We start from the raw sequence: 16,422 nt of genomic DNA, 5'->3' as shown, positions 1-16,422 counted from the left end.
CTTTGTTACTCAGACGCGCCGGCGCTTCGGCGGCCGGCAGCCGTTGTGCGGAATCGGGGTCACGTCGCGGATGGTGGTGATCGTCATGCCCACGGCCTGAAGGGCGCGGAGCGCCGACTCACGGCCCGAACCGGGACCGGAGACGTTCACTTCCAGCGTCTTCACGCCATGCTCGGCGGCCTTCCGGCCGGCGTCCTCGGCCGCCATCTGGGCGGCGTACGGGGTCGACTTCCGGGAGCCCTTGAAGCCCATCATGCCGGCGCTGGACCAGGAGATGGTGTTCCCCTGGGCGTCGGTGATGGTGATCATGGTGTTGTTGAACGAGGCGTTCACGTGCGCCACGCCCGAGGTGATGTTCTTGCGCTCGCGGCGTTTGACGCGCGCCGGTTCCTTGGCCATCGGAGGTACGCTCTCTTATTTCTTCTTGCCGGCGATCGGCTTGGCCGGCCCCTTGCGGGTGCGGGCGTTGGTGTGAGTGCGCTGACCGCGGACCGGCAGGCCCTTGCGGTGACGCAGGCCGCGGTAGCAGGCCAGGTCCATCAGGCGCTTGATGTTGACCGCCGTCTCGCGGCGCAGGTCGCCTTCGACCATGTAGTCACGGTCGATGGTCTCGCGGATCTGCAGCACTTCCTGGTCGGTCAGCTGATTGACGCGCCGGGCGTCCTCGATGCCGACCTTGCTGACGATCTCGCGGGCCTTCGCCTCGCCGATGCCATGGATGTACTGCAGCGCGATCACGACGCGCTTGTTGGTGGGAATGTTGACGCCAGCGATACGGGCCACGTGGAAATCTCTCCTGATCACGCAAGAGAAGCGCGAACGGCGCCCCGGCCCCCTTCGCCCAAAGGCACAGGCCGGCGCGTCCTTCGCGCTCTTTCGCGGAAGCGCCTCGTTATAGGGATCGGCGCGTCTCCGTCAATGCGGAATGCGCCCATTTGTGAACGAATTGTCTCCAGCGCAAGGGCTGCCCCTGCGCGGGCGGAACGATCGGCACAGCCCGGGTCCTCCCGGGATGGTTAAGAGGATGCATGAAGCCATTCGCCGGCGCAATTGCGGCGGGTCGCCGCCGCTGAACCTGAGCCGTCCTCGGCGGTTTGGGTAAGAGGCAGGCCAGAAGGACGGCAGCGTTTGCGAATCCTCATCACCGGCGCGACCGGCTTCATCGGCTCTGCGATCGTCGCCGCCCTGCAGGCCGACGGCCACGAGGTCCTGGGCGTGACCCGGCGGGCGGGCGCGCTCGCGCGACGCGTTCCCGTCAGCCGCTGGATCGAGCTGGACATGGGCCGGGCGACCGCGCCCGAGGCCTGGCGGCCGCACCTCGAGGGGGTTCACGCGGTGATCAACTGCGTGGGCGTGCTGCAGGACAGCGCCGGCGATTCCACGCAGGCGGCGCACCGCGACGGACCCGCGGCCCTGTTCGCCGCCTGCGAGGCGGCGGGCGTGCGCCGGGTGATCCACTTCTCCGCCATGGGCGTCGACAAGGGCGGGCTCTCCGACTTCTCCGAGACCAAGCGGCAGGGCGACGAGGCGCTGACCGCGCGCGACCTGGACTGGGTGATCCTGCGACCCTCGGTGGTGCTCGGCCGGCCCGCCTATGGCGGCAGCGCCCTGTTCCGCAGCCTGGCCGCCCTGCCCTTCCTCCCCCGGCAGGCGGAGGCGGGCGCCCTGCAGGTCGTGCAGCTGGACGACGTCGTCGAGACCGTCCGGTTCTTCATCTCGCCCGAAGCGCCGTCGAAGGTGGCGCTGGAGGTGGCCGGGCCCGAGCGCCTGAGCTTCGAGGCCGTGGTGGGGGCCTACCGCAGGTGGCTGGGCCATCCGCCCGCCCGGCCGGCGCCGGCCCTGTTCACCGGCCTGATGTACCGGCTGGGGGACGTCGCGGGCTGGCTCGGGTGGCGGCCGCCGATCCGCAGCAACGCCCGGCGCGAGATGGTCCGCGGCGCGGTGGGCGACAACGCCGAGTGGATCCGGCTGACCGGCATCCGGCCGAAGTCGCTCGCCGCCGCCCTGGCCGCGGAGCCGGCCTCGGTGCAGGAGCGCTGGTTCGCCAACCTCTACCTGATGAAGGCCCTGGTCTTCGTGGTGTTCGCCGGCTTCTGGCTGGCCACGGCCTATATCTCGCTGGGGCCCGGCTATGGCCTGGGCCTGGAGATCATGCGCCGGACGCCGGCCGCGCCGCTGGCCGAGCCGGCGGTGATCCTGGGCGGGCTGGCGGACCTGGCGATCGGCCTGGCCATCGCGTGGCGCCGGACGACGCGCCTGGGCCTGATCGCGGCGCTCCTGCTGTCGCTCGGCTACCTGGTCACCGGCACCATCCTGGAGCCGATCCTCTGGCTCGAGCCGCTCGGCCCGATGACCAAGATCTTCCCCATCATGGTGCTGAACCTCGTGGCCCTGGCGATCCTGGACGACCGATGATCAGCGCCTACTTCATCCTGAAGTACCTGCACGTGATCGGGGCCACCGTGCTGCTGGGCACCGGCGCGGGCATCGCCTTCTTCATGCTGATGGCGCACCGCACCGGGGACGCCAAGGTGATCGCCGCCACCGCCCGCACCGTGGTGATCGCCGACTTCCTGTTCACGACGACGGCGGTGATCGCCCAGCCGATCACCGGGCTCCTGCTGGCCCGCGAGGTCGGCTACCGGCTGAGCGAGGGCTGGATCGCGCTCTCCATCGCCCTCTACGTCTTCACCGGGGCCTGGTGGCTGCCGGTCGTCTGGATCCAGGCCCGGCTGGGCCGGCTGGCCACCGCCGCGGCCGCCGCCGGAGAGCCCCTGCCGCAGGCCTATCACCGCTGGTTCCGCATCTGGTTCGCGTTCGGCTTCCCGGCCTTCCTGGCGGTGCTGGCCATCTTCTGGCTGATGATCGCCCGGCCGCAGATCGAGCTCTTCCCGTGAGCGCGCTGTCCACCCGCCTGATCCTCGGCGCCCTGGCCGGCCTGACCGGCACGGCGGCGATGACCGCGGCCATGGCGCGCCTGCACCAGCGGCTGCCGCCGGGGGAGCGCTATCCCCTGCCCCCTCGGGAGATCGCGGGCAAGGTCATGGGCGAGCGCCACGGCGAGCGGCGCGACGGCGTCGGCGACTGGGCGGTGCTGGCCCACTTCGGCTTCGGCGCGCTGGCCGGCGCGCTGCTGGCGGCGGCCCGCGTCCCGGCGCGGCCGGTCCCGATGATGGCGGCGGGCGTCGGGGTCTGGGCGGGCAGCTACTTCGGCTGGGTCCCGGCGATGGGCATCCTGAAACCCGCCTCCGAGCATCCGGCCCGGCGCAACGCCCTGATGGCCGGCGTGCACCTGGTGTGGGGCGCGGTCACCGCACTGACGCTCCGCGAGCTCCACCACGCCCGGCGGACCATGTTCGCCGCCGGGCCGCTGAAGGACCGGGCCTCGGGCTAGGCCTTGCAGGCCTCGAGGGCGGCGTCGATGGCGGCGGCGACCTCGTCGATGGAGCCCATGCCGTCCACTTCCACCAGCTTGCCGGCGTTCTCGTAATACGGCAGCAGCGGCGCGGTCTGGGCGTTGTAGGCGCCCAGGCGGACCTTGAAGCTCTCGGGATTGTCGTCGGCCCGGCCGCTCTCGGCGAAGCGACCGGCGATGCGCTGCAGCAGCGCCTCGTCGTCGACCTTCAGGCGGACCACAAGGTCGATCTGGCGGCCGCGGCCCTTCAGCATGATGTCGAGCGCCTGGGCCTGGGCCAGGGTCCGGGGGAAGCCGTCGAAGATCGCGCCGCCGGCCGCCTCGGTCTCGGGCAGGCGGCTCTCGATCAGCTCGATGACGATCTCGTCGGAGACCAGCTCGCCGCGCTCCATGATGCCCGCCACGCGCTGGCCGAGCTCGGAGCCCGAGGCGATGGCGGCGCGCAGCATGTCGCCGGTCGACAGCTGGACCATATTGCGGGTCTCCACCAGGCGCTTGGCCTGGGTGCCCTTCCCCGCCGCCGGCGGCCCGAACAGGATCAGATTCATGTGCGCCCCTCCGCGCCGGCCCTCTTGGCGGGGCCGGCGTTCCTCGACTTGCGCGGCCTCAGCGGCCGCGCGATCCCCGCAGCTTCGATTTCTTGATCAGGCCTTCGTACTGGTGCGCCAGCAGGTGCGACTGGATCTGGGTCACCGTATCCATCGTCACGCTCACCACGATGAGGATCGAGGTGCCGCCCAGGTAGAAGGAGATGTTGTAGAAGCTGATCAGCGCCTCCGGCAGCAGGCACACGATGGTGATGTAGGCCGCGCCGATCACCGTCAGCCGCGTGAGCACGAAGTCCAGGTACTCGGCCGTCCGCTTGCCCGGACGGATGCCGGGCAGGAAGCCGCCGTACTTGCGCAGGTTCTCGGCCGTCTCGTCCGGATTGAACACGATCGAGGTGTAGAAGAAGGTGAAGAAGACGATCAGCGCCCCGTAGAGCAGCATGAACAGCGGGCGGCCGTGCTGCAGCTGGCCCGTGGCCGCCGGCAGCCAGTCCATCCAGGTGGGCAGGTCGCTGTTGGCGGCGAAGCCCATCACCGTCGTCGGCAGCAGCAGCAGCGACGAGGCGAAGATCGGCGGGATCACGCCGGAGGTGTTGATCTTCAGCGGCAGGAACGAGGTGTCGCCGCCGAACATGCGGTTGCCCTGCTGGCGCTTGGGATACTGCACGAGCAGGCGGCGCTGCGAGCGCTCCATGAAGACGATGGCCACGGTGACGCCGATCACCAGGATCGCGATCACCAGCAGCGCGCCGCCGCTCATGGCGCCGGTGCGGGTCATGGAGAAGGCCTGGGCGATGTAGCGCGGCAGCACCGCGACGATGCCCGCGAAGATGATCAGGCTGACGCCGTTGCCGACGCCGCGGCTGGTCACCTGCTCGCCCAGCCACATCAGGAACATGGTCCCGCCGGTCAGGGTGACCACGGTGGAGAGGACGAAGAAGGTGCCGGGGTTGTCGACCAGGCCCGGCGAATTGGCCAGGCCCATGGCGATGCCGAAGGACTGGAACACCGCCAGCACGACGGTCAGGTAGCGGGTGTACTGGTTGAGCGTCTTGCGCCCCGCCTCGCCGCCTTCCTTCTTCAGCTTCTCCCACGGCGGATAGACCGACCCAAGGAGCTGCACGATGATCGACGCCGAGATGTAGGGCATCACGTTCAGGGCGAAGATCGCCATCCGTTCCACGGCGCCGCCGGAGAACATGTTGAACATGCCCAGGATGCCCTGCGCCTGGCCCTGGAAGGCCTGCTGCAGGGCGACGGGGTCGATGCCCGGAATGGGGATGTAGCACCCCAGCCGGTAGACGATCATCGCGCCCAGGGTGAACCAGATGCGCTTATGAAGCTCCGTCGCCTTTGCGAAGGCGCCGAAGTTCATGTTGGCGGCGAGTTGCTCGGCGGCCGAAGCCATTCACCAATTCCCCTGACTCGTGGTCCCGCTCAGATAGGACTCTCCGGCCCCGATAGCGAGGCCGGAATAGTCGCAGGCCCGTGGGCTCAGGCTTCCGCCGCGGCTTCCGGCTTGGTCGTGGTGAGCGTGCCGCCCGCCTTCTCGACGGCCGCGCGGGCCGAGGCGGTGGCGGAATAGACCGTGATGTTGATCTTGGACTTCAGCTCGCCCTTGCCCAGCAGCTTCACGCCGTCCTTGGCGCGGCGCAGGACGCCGGCCTTGATCAGGACGTCGGCGTCGATGGCGGCCTTGGCGTCCAGCTTGCCGGCGGCGATCGCCTGCTCGATCCGCCACAGGTTCACTTCCGCGAATTCCTTGGCGAACGGGTTGTTGAAGCCGCGCTTGGGCATGCGCATGTGCAGCGGCATCTGGCCGCCTTCGAAGCCCGTGATGGCGACGCCCGAACGGGACTTCTGGCCCTTCACGCCGCGACCGGCGGTCTTGCCCTTGCCCGAGCCCGGGCCGCGGCCGACGCGCATGCGGTTCTTGGTGGAGCCTTCGCGCGGGGCGAGTTCGTTCAGCTTCGTCATGTTGCCTCTCCTTGGAGATCTGGCGCCGGGAGGAGCTCCCGACTCGGCGGATGTGCGGCCCTCCCCTTGCGGGCAGGCCAAAACGGATCGAGGGGGTTGAACCCTGCCAGAGCGGCGGATGCAACCCCCTCGACGGTATTGCGGGGCTTCCCGGCGGGAAGCCGGCGGCCCTACTCGACCACTTCCACCATGTGGGCGACCTTGGCGATCATCCCACGGACGGAGGGGGTGTCCTCGAGCGTGGACACGCGGCCCACGCGGTTGAGGCCGAGACCGGCGAGCGTCGCGCGCTGGTCCTTCTTCCGGCGGATCGGGCTGCCGGTCTGGCGAACGGTGACAGTAGCCATGTGACTTATCCTTCCGCGTCCGCGGCGGGCTGGGCCGCCGAGGCGCCGTCGGCGCGGCGGCCGATCACGTCAGAGACCTTCTTGCCGCGCTTGGCGGCGACCTGGCGGGGCGAAGACTGGGCCTTCAGCGCCTCGAAGGTCGCGCGCACCATGTTGTAGGGGTTGGACGAGCCGACCGACTTGCCGACGACGTCCTGCACGCCCAGGGTTTCCAGAACCGCGCGCATCGGACCGCCGGCGATGACGCCGGTGCCCGGAGGCGCCGCACGGACCATGACCTTGCCCGCGCCCCAGCGGCCGTTGCCGTCGTGGTGCAGGGTGCGGCTCTCGCGGAGCGGCACGCGGATCATCGACTTCTTGGCCTCTTCGGTCGCCTTGCGGATGGCTTCCGGCACTTCACGCGCCTTGCCGTGACCGAAGCCCACGCGGCCCTTCTGGTCGCCCACAACCATGAGGGCGGCGAAGGAGAACCGGCGGCCGCCCTTCACGGTGGCCGCGACGCGGTTGATGTGGACCAGCTTCTCGACGATTTCGCTGTCGCGCTCTTCTTCGCGATTGCGACGGTCGCCGCGCTCTTCGTTCCTGCGAGCCATGATCGTTCCTTAGAAATCCAGGCCGGCTTCGCGCGCGGCGTCAGCCAGGGCCTTGACCCGGCCGTGATAAAGGTAGCCGCCACGGTCGAAGACCACGGCCTTCACGCCCTTTTCGATGGCGCGCTGGGCGACCAGGGCGCCCACGCGGGCGGCGGCGTCCTTGTCCGAGCCCTTGGTCTTGTTCTCGCCGCCTTCCAGCGACGAGGCCGCAGCCAGGGTCACGCCGCGCTCATCGTCGATGACCTGGGCGTAGATGTTCTTGGACGAACGGAAGATCGACAGCCGCGGGCGGCCGTTCGCCTGCTTGCGCAGTCGGGTGCGGACGCGTTGCGCGCGGCGCTTGGTGGAGTCGCGAGGGGAGAGCGCCATGGCTACTTCTTCTTGCCTTCCTTGCGGCGGACCTGCTCGCCGGCGTAGCGCACGCCCTTGCCCTTGTAGGGCTCGGGCGGACGGATGCGGCGGATGCGCGCCGCGGTCTCGCCGACCAGCTGCTTGTCGATGCCGGAGATGGTGATCTCGGTCTGCTTGGGCACCGCGAACGAGATGCCCTGCGGCGCCGGAACGTCCACGTCGTGGCTGAAGCCGAGCTGCATGGAGAGCGCCTGGCCCTTCATCGCCGCGCGGTAGCCGACGCCCACCAGCTCGAGCTTGCGCTCGAAGCCCGTGGTCACGCCCGTCACCATGTTGGCGACCAGGGTGCGGGAGAGGCCCCACATCGCCTGGGCGCGGGTGTCGTCGGTGCGCTTGGTCAGCAGGAGCTCCTGCCCTTCCTGGCGCACTTCGATCTCGTCGGCCACGGTCCAGGTGAGCTGGCCCTTGGGCCCCTTCACCGACACCGTCTGGCCTTCGAGGGTCACCGTCACCCCGTTGGGGATGGCGACCGCCTTCTTTCCGATCCGCGACATCTTAGTAGACCCGGCAGAGCACTTCGCCGCCCACGTTGGCGTCACGCGCCGCGGTGTCCGACATGACGCCCTTGGGCGTCGACAGGATCGAGATCCCGAGGCCGTTCTTCACCGGCTTCAGGTCCTTGATCGACGAATAGACGCGGCGGCCCGGCTTGGAGACGCGGCTGATCTCCACGATGACCGGCTGGCCATCGAAGTACTTCAGCTCGATCTCGAACTCGGGGAACGCGCCCGGCTTTTCCACCAGGTGGTAGCCGCGGATGTAGCCCTCGTCGGCCAGCACGTCGAGGAGCCGCGCACGCATCTTGGACGCGGGCGTGGAGACCTTCGAGCGGCCGCGTTGGGCGGCGTTCTTGATGCGGGCGATCAGATCGCCGATGGGGTCGTTGACCATGAGACCCTCTCCTTACCAGCTCGACTTGACGAGGCCGGGGATCAGCCCGTGCGAACCGAGGTCGCGCAGGGAGATCCGGCTCATCCTCAGCTTGCGGTAGTAGGCGCGCGGACGGCCCGTGACTTCGCACCGGTTGCGGATGCGGGTCTTGGACGAGTTGCGCGGCAGTTCCGCCAGCTTCAGCCGGGCTTCGAAACGTTCTTCCAGCGGCAGGCTCTCGTCGTTGGCGATCGCCTTAAGCGCATCGCGCTTGGCGGCATGTTGCTTGACGAGCTGCTTGACGCGTTCGTTGCGGTTGACGGCGCTTTTCTTGGCCATGTGCTCTTTCCTTCCCGCTACGCTTGCACGAACGGGAACTGGAATTCCTTGAGAAGCGCGCGCGCTTCGTCGTCGGTCTTCGCAGTCGTGGCGACGATGATGTCCATGCCCCACATCTGCTCGATCTGGTCGTAGTTGATCTCGGGGAACACGATGTGCTCCTTGAGACCCATGGCGTAGTTGCCACGGCCGTCGAACGAGGTGGGCTTCAGGCCCCGGAAGTCCTTCACGCGCGGCAGCGCGATCGTGATCAGCCGGTCCAGGAATTCGTACATGCGATCCTGGCGCAGGGTGACCTTGGCGCCGATCGTCATGCCCTCGCGCAGCTTGAAGCCGGCGATGGACGTGCGGGCCTTGGTCGCCACCGGCTTCTGGCCGGCGATGCGCGCCAGGTCGGCCATGGCCGACTGGATCTTCTTGGAGTCACCGACGGCTTCGCCGACACCCATGTTCAGGACGATCTTGTCCAGCTTGGGGATCTGCATCTCGTTGGTGTAGCCGAACTGGTCCTTCAGCGCCTTGCGGATGCGCGAACGGTATTCGGTCTTCAGCCGCGGTTCGTAAGCTTGGTCAGCCATTGGTGATCACCTCGCCGGTCGTCTTGGCGATACGGACCTTCTTGTCGCCGTCCACGCGGAAGCCGACGCGGGTCGGCTTGCCGGCGGAATCGACCACGGCCACGTTCGACAGGTGGATCGACGCTTCCTTGTTCTTGATGCCGCCCTGCGGATCGGACTGCGACGGGCGGGTATGGCGCTGAACCATGTTCAGGCCTTCCACGACGACGCGCTCTTCCTTGGGGAGGACTTTCAGGACGGCGCCCTGACGGCCCTTGTCCTTGCCGGCGAGGACCACGACGCGGTCCCCCTTGCGAATCTTGGCAGCCATCACAGCACCTCGGGGGCGAGAGAGATGACCTTCATGTGGTTCTTGGCGCGCAGTTCACGGGGAACCGGGCCGAAGATCCGCGTGCCGATCGGCTCGCCTTGCTTGTTCACGATCACGGCGGCGTTCTTGTCGAAACGGATGACAGAGCCGTCCTTGCGCTTGATCGCCGAGGACGTGCGCACGACGATCGCCTGCAGCACGTCGCCCTTCTTCACGCGGCCGCGCGGAATGGCTTCCTTCACGGACACGACGATGCGATCTCCGACGCTGGCGTAACGGCGCTTCGCGCCGCCCAGCACCTTGATGCACATGACCCGGCGGGCGCCGGAGTTGTCGGCGACGTCCAGGTTAGTTTGCATCTGGATCATGGTCTGATCCCTTACGCTTGCTGCTGGTCCGCGCCGCCCTTAGGCAGCACTTCCCAGGTCTTGGTTTTGGACTTCGGGGCGCACTCGATGATCCGAGCGACCTCGCCGGCCTTGTAGGCGTTGGCCTCGTCATGGGCGTGGTACTTCTTCGACCGACGGACGGTCTTCTTCAGCACCGGGTGCAGGAAGGTCCGTTCGACCTTCACCACCACCGTCTTGTCGCCCTTGTCGGAGACGACAACGCCTTCGAGAATTCGCTTAGGCATTATTCGTATCTCCTCAGGCCTGCGCCTGCTTGGTCCGCAGCACGGTCTGGATGCGCGCGATATCCTTGCGCACCTCGCCCACGCGGTGGGTCTTCTCGATCTGGCCGGTCGCCTTCTGGAAGCGCAGGTTGAACTGCTCCTTCTTCAGGTTGACGAGCTGCTCGGCCAGCTGGTCGGGGGTCATCCCCCGGACGTCGTCGATCTTCATCACGCGTGCTCCGCGGCGGGGGCGTCGATCCGGGTGACGATGCGGGTCTTCACCGGAAGCTTCGCCGCGCCGAGGCGCAGGGCTTCACGGGCCACATCGTCCGGCACGCCGTCGATTTCGAACATGATCCGGCCCGGGTGGACGCGGGCGGCCCAGTACTCGACCGAGCCCTTACCCTTGCCCATCCGCACTTCGGCCGGCTTGTCGGTCACCGGAACGTCCGGGAAGATCCGGATCCAGACCCGGCCCTGACGCTTCATCTGACGCGTGATCGCCCGACGGGCGGCTTCGATCTGGCGCGCCGTGATCCGCTCCGGCTCAACCGACTTCAGACCGTAGGAGCCGAAGTTCAGCGTGAAGCCGCCCTTCGCAACGCCGTGGATCTTGCCCTTGAACTGCTTGCGGTACTTGGTCTTCTTCGGAGAAAGCATGCTTCAGACCCTTAAGCGTTCTGCGGCTCGCCGCGGCGCTCGCGGCGCGGGCCGCGGTCCGGACGGTCGCGGTCACGGCCGCCACCTTCGCCAGCCGGGCCGCTTTCGGTGGCCAGGCGCTTGTCGAGGGCCATCGGGTCGTGCTCGAGCACTTCACCTTTGAAGACCCACACCTTCACGCCGATGACGCCGTAGGTGGTCTTGGCTTCGGTGAAGCCGTAGTCCACGTCGGCGCGCAGGGTGTGAAGCGGCACGCGGCCTTCGCGATACCATTCCATGCGGGCGATTTCCGCGCCGCCGAGACGGCCCGAGACGTTGATCCGCACGCCCTTGGCGCCCAAGCGCATGGCCGACTGCATCGAGCGCTTCATGGCGCGGCGGAAGGCCACACGGCGCTCGAGCTGCTGGGCGATGTTCTCGGCGATCAGCTGGGCGTCGGTCTCCGGCTTGCGGATCTCGACGATGTTCAGGTGGACTTCCGCCCCGCCCGCCATCGCCACGACGTCCTTGCGCAGCTTCTCGATGTCCGCGCCCTTCTTGCCGATGATCACGCCGGGGCGCGCGGCATAGATGGTGATGCGGCACTTCTTGTGCGGACGCTCGATGACGATCCGCGAGACGCCGGCCTGGTACAGGCGCTTCTTCAGCGCGCGGCGGATCTTGATGTCGGCGTGCAGCAGCTTGCCGTACTCGGCGCCGTCGGCGAACCAGCGGCTGTCCCAGGTGCGGTTGATGCCGAGGCGGAGCCCGACCGGATTGACTTTTTGACCCATCAGGCGGCCTCACCCAGCTCGCGGACCACGATGGTGATCTCGGAGAACGGCTTTTCGATCCGAGACGCCCGGCCGCGCGCACGGGCGGCGAAGCGCTTCATGATCAGGTTCTTGCCCACGAAGGCCTCGGCGACGACCAGGTTGTCGATGTCGAGGTTGTGGTTGTTCTCGGCGTTGGAGATCGCCGAGTAGAGCGCCTTGCGCACATCGCGGGCGATGCGCTTGTGGCTGAACTCCAGCTCGTTCAGCGCCCGCTGGACCTTGAGGCCGCGGATCGACTGGGCGACCAGGTTGAGCTTGCGCGCGCTGGTGCGCAGGGTGCGCACCTTCGCCATCGCCTCGATGCCCGTCAGCCGGCGTGCTTTCGCTTGCTTGGACATCGTTACTTCCTCTTGGCCTTCTTGTCGGCCGCGTGGCCCGGGAAGAAGCGGGTGGGCGCGAACTCACCGAGCTTCATGCCGACCATGTCTTCCGACACCAGCACGGGGACGTGCTTCTGGCCGTTGTGCACGCCGAACGTGAGACCCACGAACTGCGGCATGATGGTGGAGCGGCGCGACCAGGTCTTGATCACGTCCTTCCGGCCGGAGCCCTGAGCGGTCTCGGCCTTCTTGAGCAGGTACCCGTCGACGAACGGGCCTTTCCAGACAGAGCGGGTCATGCCTTAGCGAGCCTTCCTGGCGTGACGCGAACGGATGATGAACTTGTCCGTCGCCTTGTTCGTACGGGTCTTGCGGCCCTTCGTCGGCTTGCCCCACGGGGTGACCGGGTGGCGGCCGCCGGAGGTGCGGCCTTCGCCGCCGCCGTGCGGGTGATCGATCGGGTTCATGGCGACGCCGCGGACGTGCGGACGACGACCCTTGTGCCGGTTGCGGCCGGCCTTCCCGAGGACCTCGTTCATGTGGTCGGGGTTGGACACCGCGCCCACCGTGGCCATGCAGCTGTCCTGCACCATGCGCAGCTCGCCCGAGTTCAGGCGGATCTGGGCGTAGCCGGCGTCACGGCCGACCAGCTGGGCGTAGGCGCCGGCCGAACGGGCGATCTGGCCGCCCTTGAGCGGCTTCAGCTCCACGTTGTGGATGATGGTGCCGATCGGCATGCCGCGCAGCGGCATGGCGTTGCCCGGCTTCACGTCGGCCTTCTCGGAGGCGATCACCTGGTCGCCGGCCTTGAGGCGCTGCGGGGCCAGGATGTAGGCGAGCTCGCCGTCGGCGTACTTGACGAGCGCGATGAAGGCCGACCGGTTGGGGTCGTACTCCAGGCGCTCGACAACGCCGGCCACGTCGAACTTGCGACGCTTGAAGTCCACCTTGCGGTAGAGGCGCTTGGCGCCGCCGCCGCGGAAACGCACGGCCACGCGGCCGCCGCCGCCACGACCGCCGGACTTGGTCAGACCCTCGACGAGGGACTTCTCCGGGCGGCCCTTGTGGAGCTCGGACTTGTCGACCAGGACCAGCTGGCGGCGGCCCGGCGACGTCGGATTGTACTGCTTCAACGCCATCGGATCAGAGCCCCGTGGTGATGTCGATCGACTGGCCCTCGGCCAGGGTCACGACAGCTTTCTTGACGTCCGAACGACGGCCCTTGATGCCGCGGAAGCGCTTGGTCTTGCCCTTCACGTTGAGGGTGTTGACCTTGGTCACGTTGACCTTGAACAGCGCTTCGACCGCCGAGGCGATCTCGTCCTTGGAAGCGTCGGCGGCGACGCGGAAGACGACCTTGTTCTGCTCGGAGAGCACGGTGGCCTTCTCGGTGATCACCGGCGACAGGATGGTGTCGTAATGACGGGCGGTGGGTTGCTCGGCCATCACGCGGCCTCCTTAGCCTGGAAGCGCGCGTTGATCGCTTCGACCGCGTCCTTGGTCAGGACGAGGGTGCGGCGACGCAGCACGTCATAGACGTTCAGGCCGGCGTTCGGCAGCACGTCCACGTTCGGGATGTTGCGGGCCGCCAGCTTGAAGTTGTTGTCGACCTCGGCGCCGGCGATCACCAGCGCGTGGGTCACGCCGATCTTGCCGAGCTGCTCGCGGAGGGCGGCCGTCTTGGCCTCCTTCACCGCGACGGTGTCGACGATGATCAGCGAGCCGTCCTTGGCCTTCGAGGACAGCGCGTGGCGCAGGGCCAGGGCGCGGATCTTCTTGGGCAGGTCGAAGGCGTGGCTGCGGACGACCGGACCGTGGGCCCGGGCGCCGCCGACGAACTGGGCCGCTCGGCGCGAGCCGTGACGGGCGCCGCCGGTGCCCTTCTGCTTGTACATCTTCTTGCCCGTACGAGAGACCTCGTTGCGGACCTGAACCTTGTGGGTCCCGGCGCGGCGCTTGGCCAGCTGCCAGGTGACGACGCGCTGCAGGATGTCGCCGCGGATCTCCTCGATGCCGAAGATCTCGTCGGCCAGCTCGATCGAGCCGCCCTTCCCGCCGTCCAGCTTGATGACGTCGAGTTTCATTACGCTTGTTCCCCAGCTTCCGGAGCTTCCGCCGCCGGAGCCTCAGTCGTCGCGGCCTCTTCGGCCGGAGCTTCCTCGGCCGCGGCTTCCACCGGAGTGGGCTCGCCCGACTTGCGGAAGCCGCCCGGCTTCGGGGCGTCGGCCGGCAGGGCCGCCTTCACCGCGTCGCGGATCTTCACGAACGTGCCCTCGGTGCCGGGCACGGCGCCCTTCACCAGGATCAGGTTCCGCTCGGTGTCCACGCGCCAGACGGTGACGTTGAGGGTGGTGACGGTTTCCTGGCCGAGGTGGCCGGCCATCTTCTTGCCCTTGAACGTCCGGCCCGGATCCTGACGCTGACCCGTCGAACCGTGCGAACGGTGCGAGACGGACACGCCGTGGGTGGCGCGCAGGCCGCCGAAGTTCCAGCGCTTCATGGCGCCGGCGAAACCCTTACCGACGGTGACGCCGGTGATGTCCACCTTCTGGCCCGGCACGAAGTGGTCGGCGGTCAGTTCCGCGCCCACGTCGATCAGGTTGTCCTCGGACACGCGGAATTCGGCGATCGTCCGCTTCGGCTCGACCTGAGCCTTGGCGAAGTGGCCGCGCATGGCCTTGGAGGTGTTCTTGGGCTTCTTGGCGCCAGCCCCGAGCTGGAGCGCCACGTAGCCGTCCTTGTCCTTCGTACGCTGGGCGACGACCTGGCAGCCTTCGAGGCTGAGCACGGTCACCGGGACATGGGAGCCCGCTTCGTCGAAGAAGCGCGCCATACCCAGCTTCTTGGCGATCACGCCGGTTCGCATCGGACCGATCCCCTTAGAGCTTGATCTCGACGTCCACGCCGGCAGACAGGTCGAGCTTCATGAGCGCGTCCACGGTCTGCGGAGTGGGGTCGACGATGTCGAGCACGCGCTTGTGCGTGCGGATCTCGAACTGCTCGCGCGACTTCTTGTCGATGTGCGGCGAGCGGTTGACGGTGAATTTCTCGATGCGCGTCGGCAGCGGGATAGGCCCGCGCACGGTGGCGCCGGTCCGCTTGGCGGTGTTGACGATCTCGCGCGTGGAATGGTCCAGCACGCGGTGGTCGAACGCCTTCAGGCGGATGCGGATGTTCTGACGATCCATATCGCTCTTTTCGTTCCCTACAGACGGCGGCCCGTCCGCGTGATCTCGACCATTTCAAAGACCAACCCGAACCCTCGTGAGAGAGCCCGTACGCGTAAGTCCGCTACAAACGACTGAGGCCCGCGCGCAAGCGGCGAGCCTTTCCCGAAACGCTAGGTTTTAGCACTGTCTCAGGTCGTTCCGCGGGCCGCGTCTGCGCCGAAGCGCACAGCCGGTCCAACAGGAGGCGCGTAAATACCTAGGCGACTCGGCTTCGTCAAGCGCCGGCGGGCCGAAACCTGCCCGCCGGGCCCGACGCCCTCGGCGGCGCTCAGCCGCCGATGTTGATGTTCCCGGAGCCCATCACGGTCTTGGAGACCTCGCCCCTCACCTGCTTGACGTGCACGTCGCCGGAACCGGCGATGCGGGCCTTGAGGCTGTCGGCGACGCCGTCGAAGTCGATGTCGCCGGAGCCGGCCACGGAGACAGCCATGGTGGTGGCCCGGCCGCCGCCCACCTTGACGTCACCCGAGCCCGCCACGGAGACGTCCAGGGGGCCGGAGATGGAGGCCACGGCGACGTCCCCGGAGCCGGCGATGTTCACGTCCAGACCGCCGCGGATCTCGGCCGCCGCCATGTCGCCGGAGCCCGCGATCCTGAGCCTCGCCGCGCCCGCCGAGCCCGCCCGGGTGTTGCCCGAGCCGGCCTGGCTGACCTTCAGCCGGCCTTCCGTGTTGGCGATGATCCAGTCGCCGCAGCCGGCGTTGGAGAGGTCCACGCTGCCCGAGCGGCCGATCGCGCCGAACACCGCGCCTTCGGCCTCCAGGCTGACGTCGCGGGGCGTGCGGATCACCACCTGCGGCATGTCGGCGTAGGCGATGTCGCCGACGCCGCGGACGTGCACGACGGTCCGGTCGCCGGCCCCGCGGCAGCCGCGGATCTGGCGGCCCTTGTCGCCGTCGATGACCGTCCGGCCCTGGGCGGTGCGCACCTGCATCGGCAGGCCCGGATGGGTCTTCACCCACTCGACCTTGGTGTCGGTGCGGTTCTCCGGGATCACCGTCACCCGCAGCACCGCGTCCTCGATCTCGACCGAAGCGGCCTGGGCCGCGCCGGCGCAGAGCATCGCGGCGGCGGCGGCGAAGAGAGAAATCGGCAGACGCATGTTCCAGTCCCCATGTCCAAACTCGAGGGGAAGCTAGTCCCGGCCCGTAGTCAAAGCAGCTTAAATCGAGGTCATGACTTTCCGGTCATGGGGGCTTCGCCCGACAAAGAAAAAGGCCGCCGGGGTGTCCCCGGCGGCCTCTTCGTCTTCGTGTCAGGCAGCAGGTGCTACTTGATGATCTTGGCCACGACGCCCGCGCCGACCGTCCGGCCGCCTTCGCGGATCGCGAAGCGCAGGCCCTGGTCCATGGCGATCGGCGTGATCAGCTCGACGAGCAGCTCGGCGTTGTCGCCG

29 protein-coding genes and 1 pseudogene are annotated in these 16,422 nt (G+C 68.1%); 3 read left to right on the top strand and 27 right to left on the bottom strand.

The window, feature by feature from the left end:
- Positions 1–9: 9 nt before the first annotated feature.
- Positions 10–399, bottom strand: a complete 390-nt coding sequence (gene rpsK / locus VM685_RS01265; RefSeq protein ID WP_056018114.1) for a 30S ribosomal protein S11 — start codon at positions 397–399, stop codon at positions 10–12.
- A 15-nt stretch (positions 400–414) separates the two neighbouring features.
- The gene (gene rpsM / locus VM685_RS01260) at positions 415–783 is read right to left on the bottom strand and encodes a 30S ribosomal protein S13 (protein ID WP_296451334.1); all 369 of its coding nucleotides are present in this window, start codon (positions 781–783) and stop codon (positions 415–417) included.
- A 345-nt stretch (positions 784–1,128) separates the two neighbouring features.
- Between rpsM and VM685_RS01255 the strand changes: the two genes are divergently transcribed.
- From VM685_RS01255 to VM685_RS01245, 3 genes are read left to right on the top strand one after another with little or no spacing between them, the layout of a single operon-like run.
- A complete protein-coding gene (locus VM685_RS01255; protein ID WP_325458290.1) occupies positions 1,129–2,415 on the top strand; it encodes an SDR family oxidoreductase in 1,287 nt (428 codons plus the stop codon).
- The gene (locus VM685_RS01250; protein WP_325458289.1) at positions 2,412–2,897 is read left to right on the top strand and encodes a DUF2269 domain-containing protein; all 486 of its coding nucleotides are present in this window, start codon (positions 2,412–2,414) and stop codon (positions 2,895–2,897) included. The genes VM685_RS01255 and VM685_RS01250 overlap by 4 nt, the downstream gene beginning before the upstream one ends.
- A complete protein-coding gene (locus tag VM685_RS01245; protein ID WP_325458288.1) occupies positions 2,894–3,394 on the top strand; it encodes a hypothetical protein in 501 nt (166 codons plus the stop codon). Before VM685_RS01250 ends, VM685_RS01245 begins: the two co-directional genes overlap by 4 nt.
- Here VM685_RS01245 and VM685_RS01240 read toward each other — a convergent pair.
- The 25 genes and pseudogenes from VM685_RS01240 to tuf all read right to left on the bottom strand — a co-directional run.
- Entirely contained in the window at positions 3,391–3,963 is a 573-nt protein-coding gene (locus VM685_RS01240) for an adenylate kinase (RefSeq protein ID WP_325458287.1), read from the bottom strand. The two genes, VM685_RS01245 and VM685_RS01240, sit on opposite strands and share 4 nt — an antisense overlap.
- 58 nt (positions 3,964–4,021) lie before the next feature.
- Positions 4,022–5,371, bottom strand: coding sequence for a preprotein translocase subunit SecY (gene secY / locus VM685_RS01235; protein WP_325458286.1), 1,350 nt, complete (start codon positions 5,369–5,371; stop codon positions 4,022–4,024).
- A gap of 86 nt (positions 5,372–5,457) precedes the next feature.
- Complete coding sequence (gene rplO / locus VM685_RS01230) at positions 5,458–5,940, bottom strand: 50S ribosomal protein L15 (protein WP_325458285.1); 483 nt, start codon at positions 5,938–5,940, stop codon at positions 5,458–5,460.
- A gap of 170 nt (positions 5,941–6,110) precedes the next feature.
- A complete protein-coding gene (gene rpmD, locus VM685_RS01225) occupies positions 6,111–6,287 on the bottom strand; it encodes a 50S ribosomal protein L30 (RefSeq protein WP_395672706.1) in 177 nt (58 codons plus the stop codon).
- 5 nt (positions 6,288–6,292) lie between these two features.
- Complete coding sequence (gene rpsE / locus VM685_RS01220; RefSeq protein WP_325458284.1) at positions 6,293–6,880, bottom strand: 30S ribosomal protein S5; 588 nt, start codon at positions 6,878–6,880, stop codon at positions 6,293–6,295.
- Positions 6,881–6,889: 9 nt separating this feature from the next.
- Positions 6,890–7,249 carry a 50S ribosomal protein L18 gene (gene rplR, locus VM685_RS01215; RefSeq protein WP_325458283.1) on the bottom strand — a complete coding sequence of 120 codons (360 nt, stop codon included), beginning with the start codon at positions 7,247–7,249 and terminating at the stop codon, positions 6,890–6,892.
- A 2-nt stretch (positions 7,250–7,251) separates the two neighbouring features.
- The gene (gene rplF / locus VM685_RS01210) at positions 7,252–7,785 is read right to left on the bottom strand and encodes a 50S ribosomal protein L6 (RefSeq protein WP_325458282.1); all 534 of its coding nucleotides are present in this window, start codon (positions 7,783–7,785) and stop codon (positions 7,252–7,254) included.
- 1 nt (position 7,786) lies between these two features.
- Positions 7,787–8,182 carry a 30S ribosomal protein S8 gene (gene rpsH, locus VM685_RS01205; RefSeq protein WP_325458281.1) on the bottom strand — a complete coding sequence of 132 codons (396 nt, stop codon included), beginning with the start codon at positions 8,180–8,182 and terminating at the stop codon, positions 7,787–7,789.
- Positions 8,183–8,194: 12 nt separating this feature from the next.
- A complete protein-coding gene (rpsN, locus tag VM685_RS01200; protein WP_325458280.1) occupies positions 8,195–8,500 on the bottom strand; it encodes a 30S ribosomal protein S14 in 306 nt (101 codons plus the stop codon).
- 17 nt (positions 8,501–8,517) lie between these two features.
- A complete protein-coding gene (gene rplE / locus VM685_RS01195) occupies positions 8,518–9,078 on the bottom strand; it encodes a 50S ribosomal protein L5 (RefSeq protein ID WP_325458279.1) in 561 nt (186 codons plus the stop codon).
- Positions 9,071–9,388, bottom strand: a complete 318-nt coding sequence (gene rplX, locus VM685_RS01190; RefSeq protein WP_325458278.1) for a 50S ribosomal protein L24 — start codon at positions 9,386–9,388, stop codon at positions 9,071–9,073. The genes rplE and rplX overlap by 8 nt, the downstream gene beginning before the upstream one ends.
- Entirely contained in the window at positions 9,388–9,756 is a 369-nt protein-coding gene (gene rplN / locus VM685_RS01185; protein ID WP_325458277.1) for a 50S ribosomal protein L14, read from the bottom strand. Before rplN ends, rplX begins: the two co-directional genes overlap by 1 nt.
- 11 nt (positions 9,757–9,767) lie before the next feature.
- Positions 9,768–10,022 carry a 30S ribosomal protein S17 gene (gene rpsQ / locus VM685_RS01180; RefSeq protein ID WP_325458276.1) on the bottom strand — a complete coding sequence of 85 codons (255 nt, stop codon included), beginning with the start codon at positions 10,020–10,022 and terminating at the stop codon, positions 9,768–9,770.
- A gap of 13 nt (positions 10,023–10,035) precedes the next feature.
- Complete coding sequence (gene rpmC, locus VM685_RS01175) at positions 10,036–10,230, bottom strand: 50S ribosomal protein L29 (protein WP_325458275.1); 195 nt, start codon at positions 10,228–10,230, stop codon at positions 10,036–10,038.
- Positions 10,230–10,661: a 50S ribosomal protein L16 gene (gene rplP / locus VM685_RS01170; protein WP_325458274.1), complete on the bottom strand. Its 432-nt coding sequence runs from the start codon at positions 10,659–10,661 to the stop codon at positions 10,230–10,232. Before rplP ends, rpmC begins: the two co-directional genes overlap by 1 nt.
- Positions 10,662–10,672: 11 nt before the next feature.
- Positions 10,673–11,434 (bottom strand): 30S ribosomal protein S3, encoded by a 762-nt coding sequence (gene rpsC / locus VM685_RS01165; protein ID WP_325458273.1) that lies wholly within the window; start codon positions 11,432–11,434, stop codon positions 10,673–10,675.
- Positions 11,434–11,814: a 50S ribosomal protein L22 gene (rplV, locus tag VM685_RS01160; RefSeq protein ID WP_325458272.1), complete on the bottom strand. Its 381-nt coding sequence runs from the start codon at positions 11,812–11,814 to the stop codon at positions 11,434–11,436. The genes rpsC and rplV overlap by 1 nt, the downstream gene beginning before the upstream one ends.
- A gap of 2 nt (positions 11,815–11,816) precedes the next feature.
- On the bottom strand, positions 11,817–12,095 hold the full coding sequence (gene rpsS, locus VM685_RS01155; RefSeq protein WP_111458899.1) for a 30S ribosomal protein S19: 279 nt from the start codon (positions 12,093–12,095) through the stop codon (positions 11,817–11,819).
- 3 nt (positions 12,096–12,098) lie between these two features.
- Complete coding sequence (gene rplB / locus VM685_RS01150) at positions 12,099–12,935, bottom strand: 50S ribosomal protein L2 (RefSeq protein WP_325458271.1); 837 nt, start codon at positions 12,933–12,935, stop codon at positions 12,099–12,101.
- 4 nt (positions 12,936–12,939) lie between these two features.
- A complete protein-coding gene (locus VM685_RS01145; protein ID WP_325458270.1) occupies positions 12,940–13,242 on the bottom strand; it encodes a 50S ribosomal protein L23 in 303 nt (100 codons plus the stop codon).
- Positions 13,242–13,880 carry a 50S ribosomal protein L4 gene (gene rplD / locus VM685_RS01140; protein ID WP_325458269.1) on the bottom strand — a complete coding sequence of 213 codons (639 nt, stop codon included), beginning with the start codon at positions 13,878–13,880 and terminating at the stop codon, positions 13,242–13,244. The genes VM685_RS01145 and rplD overlap by 1 nt, the downstream gene beginning before the upstream one ends.
- Positions 13,880–14,662 (bottom strand): 50S ribosomal protein L3, encoded by a 783-nt coding sequence (gene rplC, locus VM685_RS01135; protein WP_325458268.1) that lies wholly within the window; start codon positions 14,660–14,662, stop codon positions 13,880–13,882. The genes rplD and rplC overlap by 1 nt, the downstream gene beginning before the upstream one ends.
- A 13-nt stretch (positions 14,663–14,675) precedes the next feature.
- Positions 14,676–14,984, bottom strand: coding sequence for a 30S ribosomal protein S10 (gene rpsJ / locus VM685_RS01130; protein ID WP_012521787.1), 309 nt, complete (start codon positions 14,982–14,984; stop codon positions 14,676–14,678).
- A gap of 310 nt (positions 14,985–15,294) precedes the next feature.
- Entirely contained in the window at positions 15,295–16,128 is an 834-nt protein-coding gene (locus VM685_RS01125) for a GIN domain-containing protein (protein WP_325458267.1), read from the bottom strand.
- A gap of 167 nt (positions 16,129–16,295) precedes the next feature.
- A pseudogene (tuf, locus tag VM685_RS01120) lies at positions 16,296–16,422 on the bottom strand (elongation factor Tu); the annotation flags it as partial.

Source organism: Phenylobacterium sp. (assembly GCF_035539035.1).
Lineage (GTDB): Bacteria > Pseudomonadota > Alphaproteobacteria > Caulobacterales > Caulobacteraceae > Phenylobacterium.
This window is presented reverse-complemented; position numbering and strand designations above follow the sequence as displayed.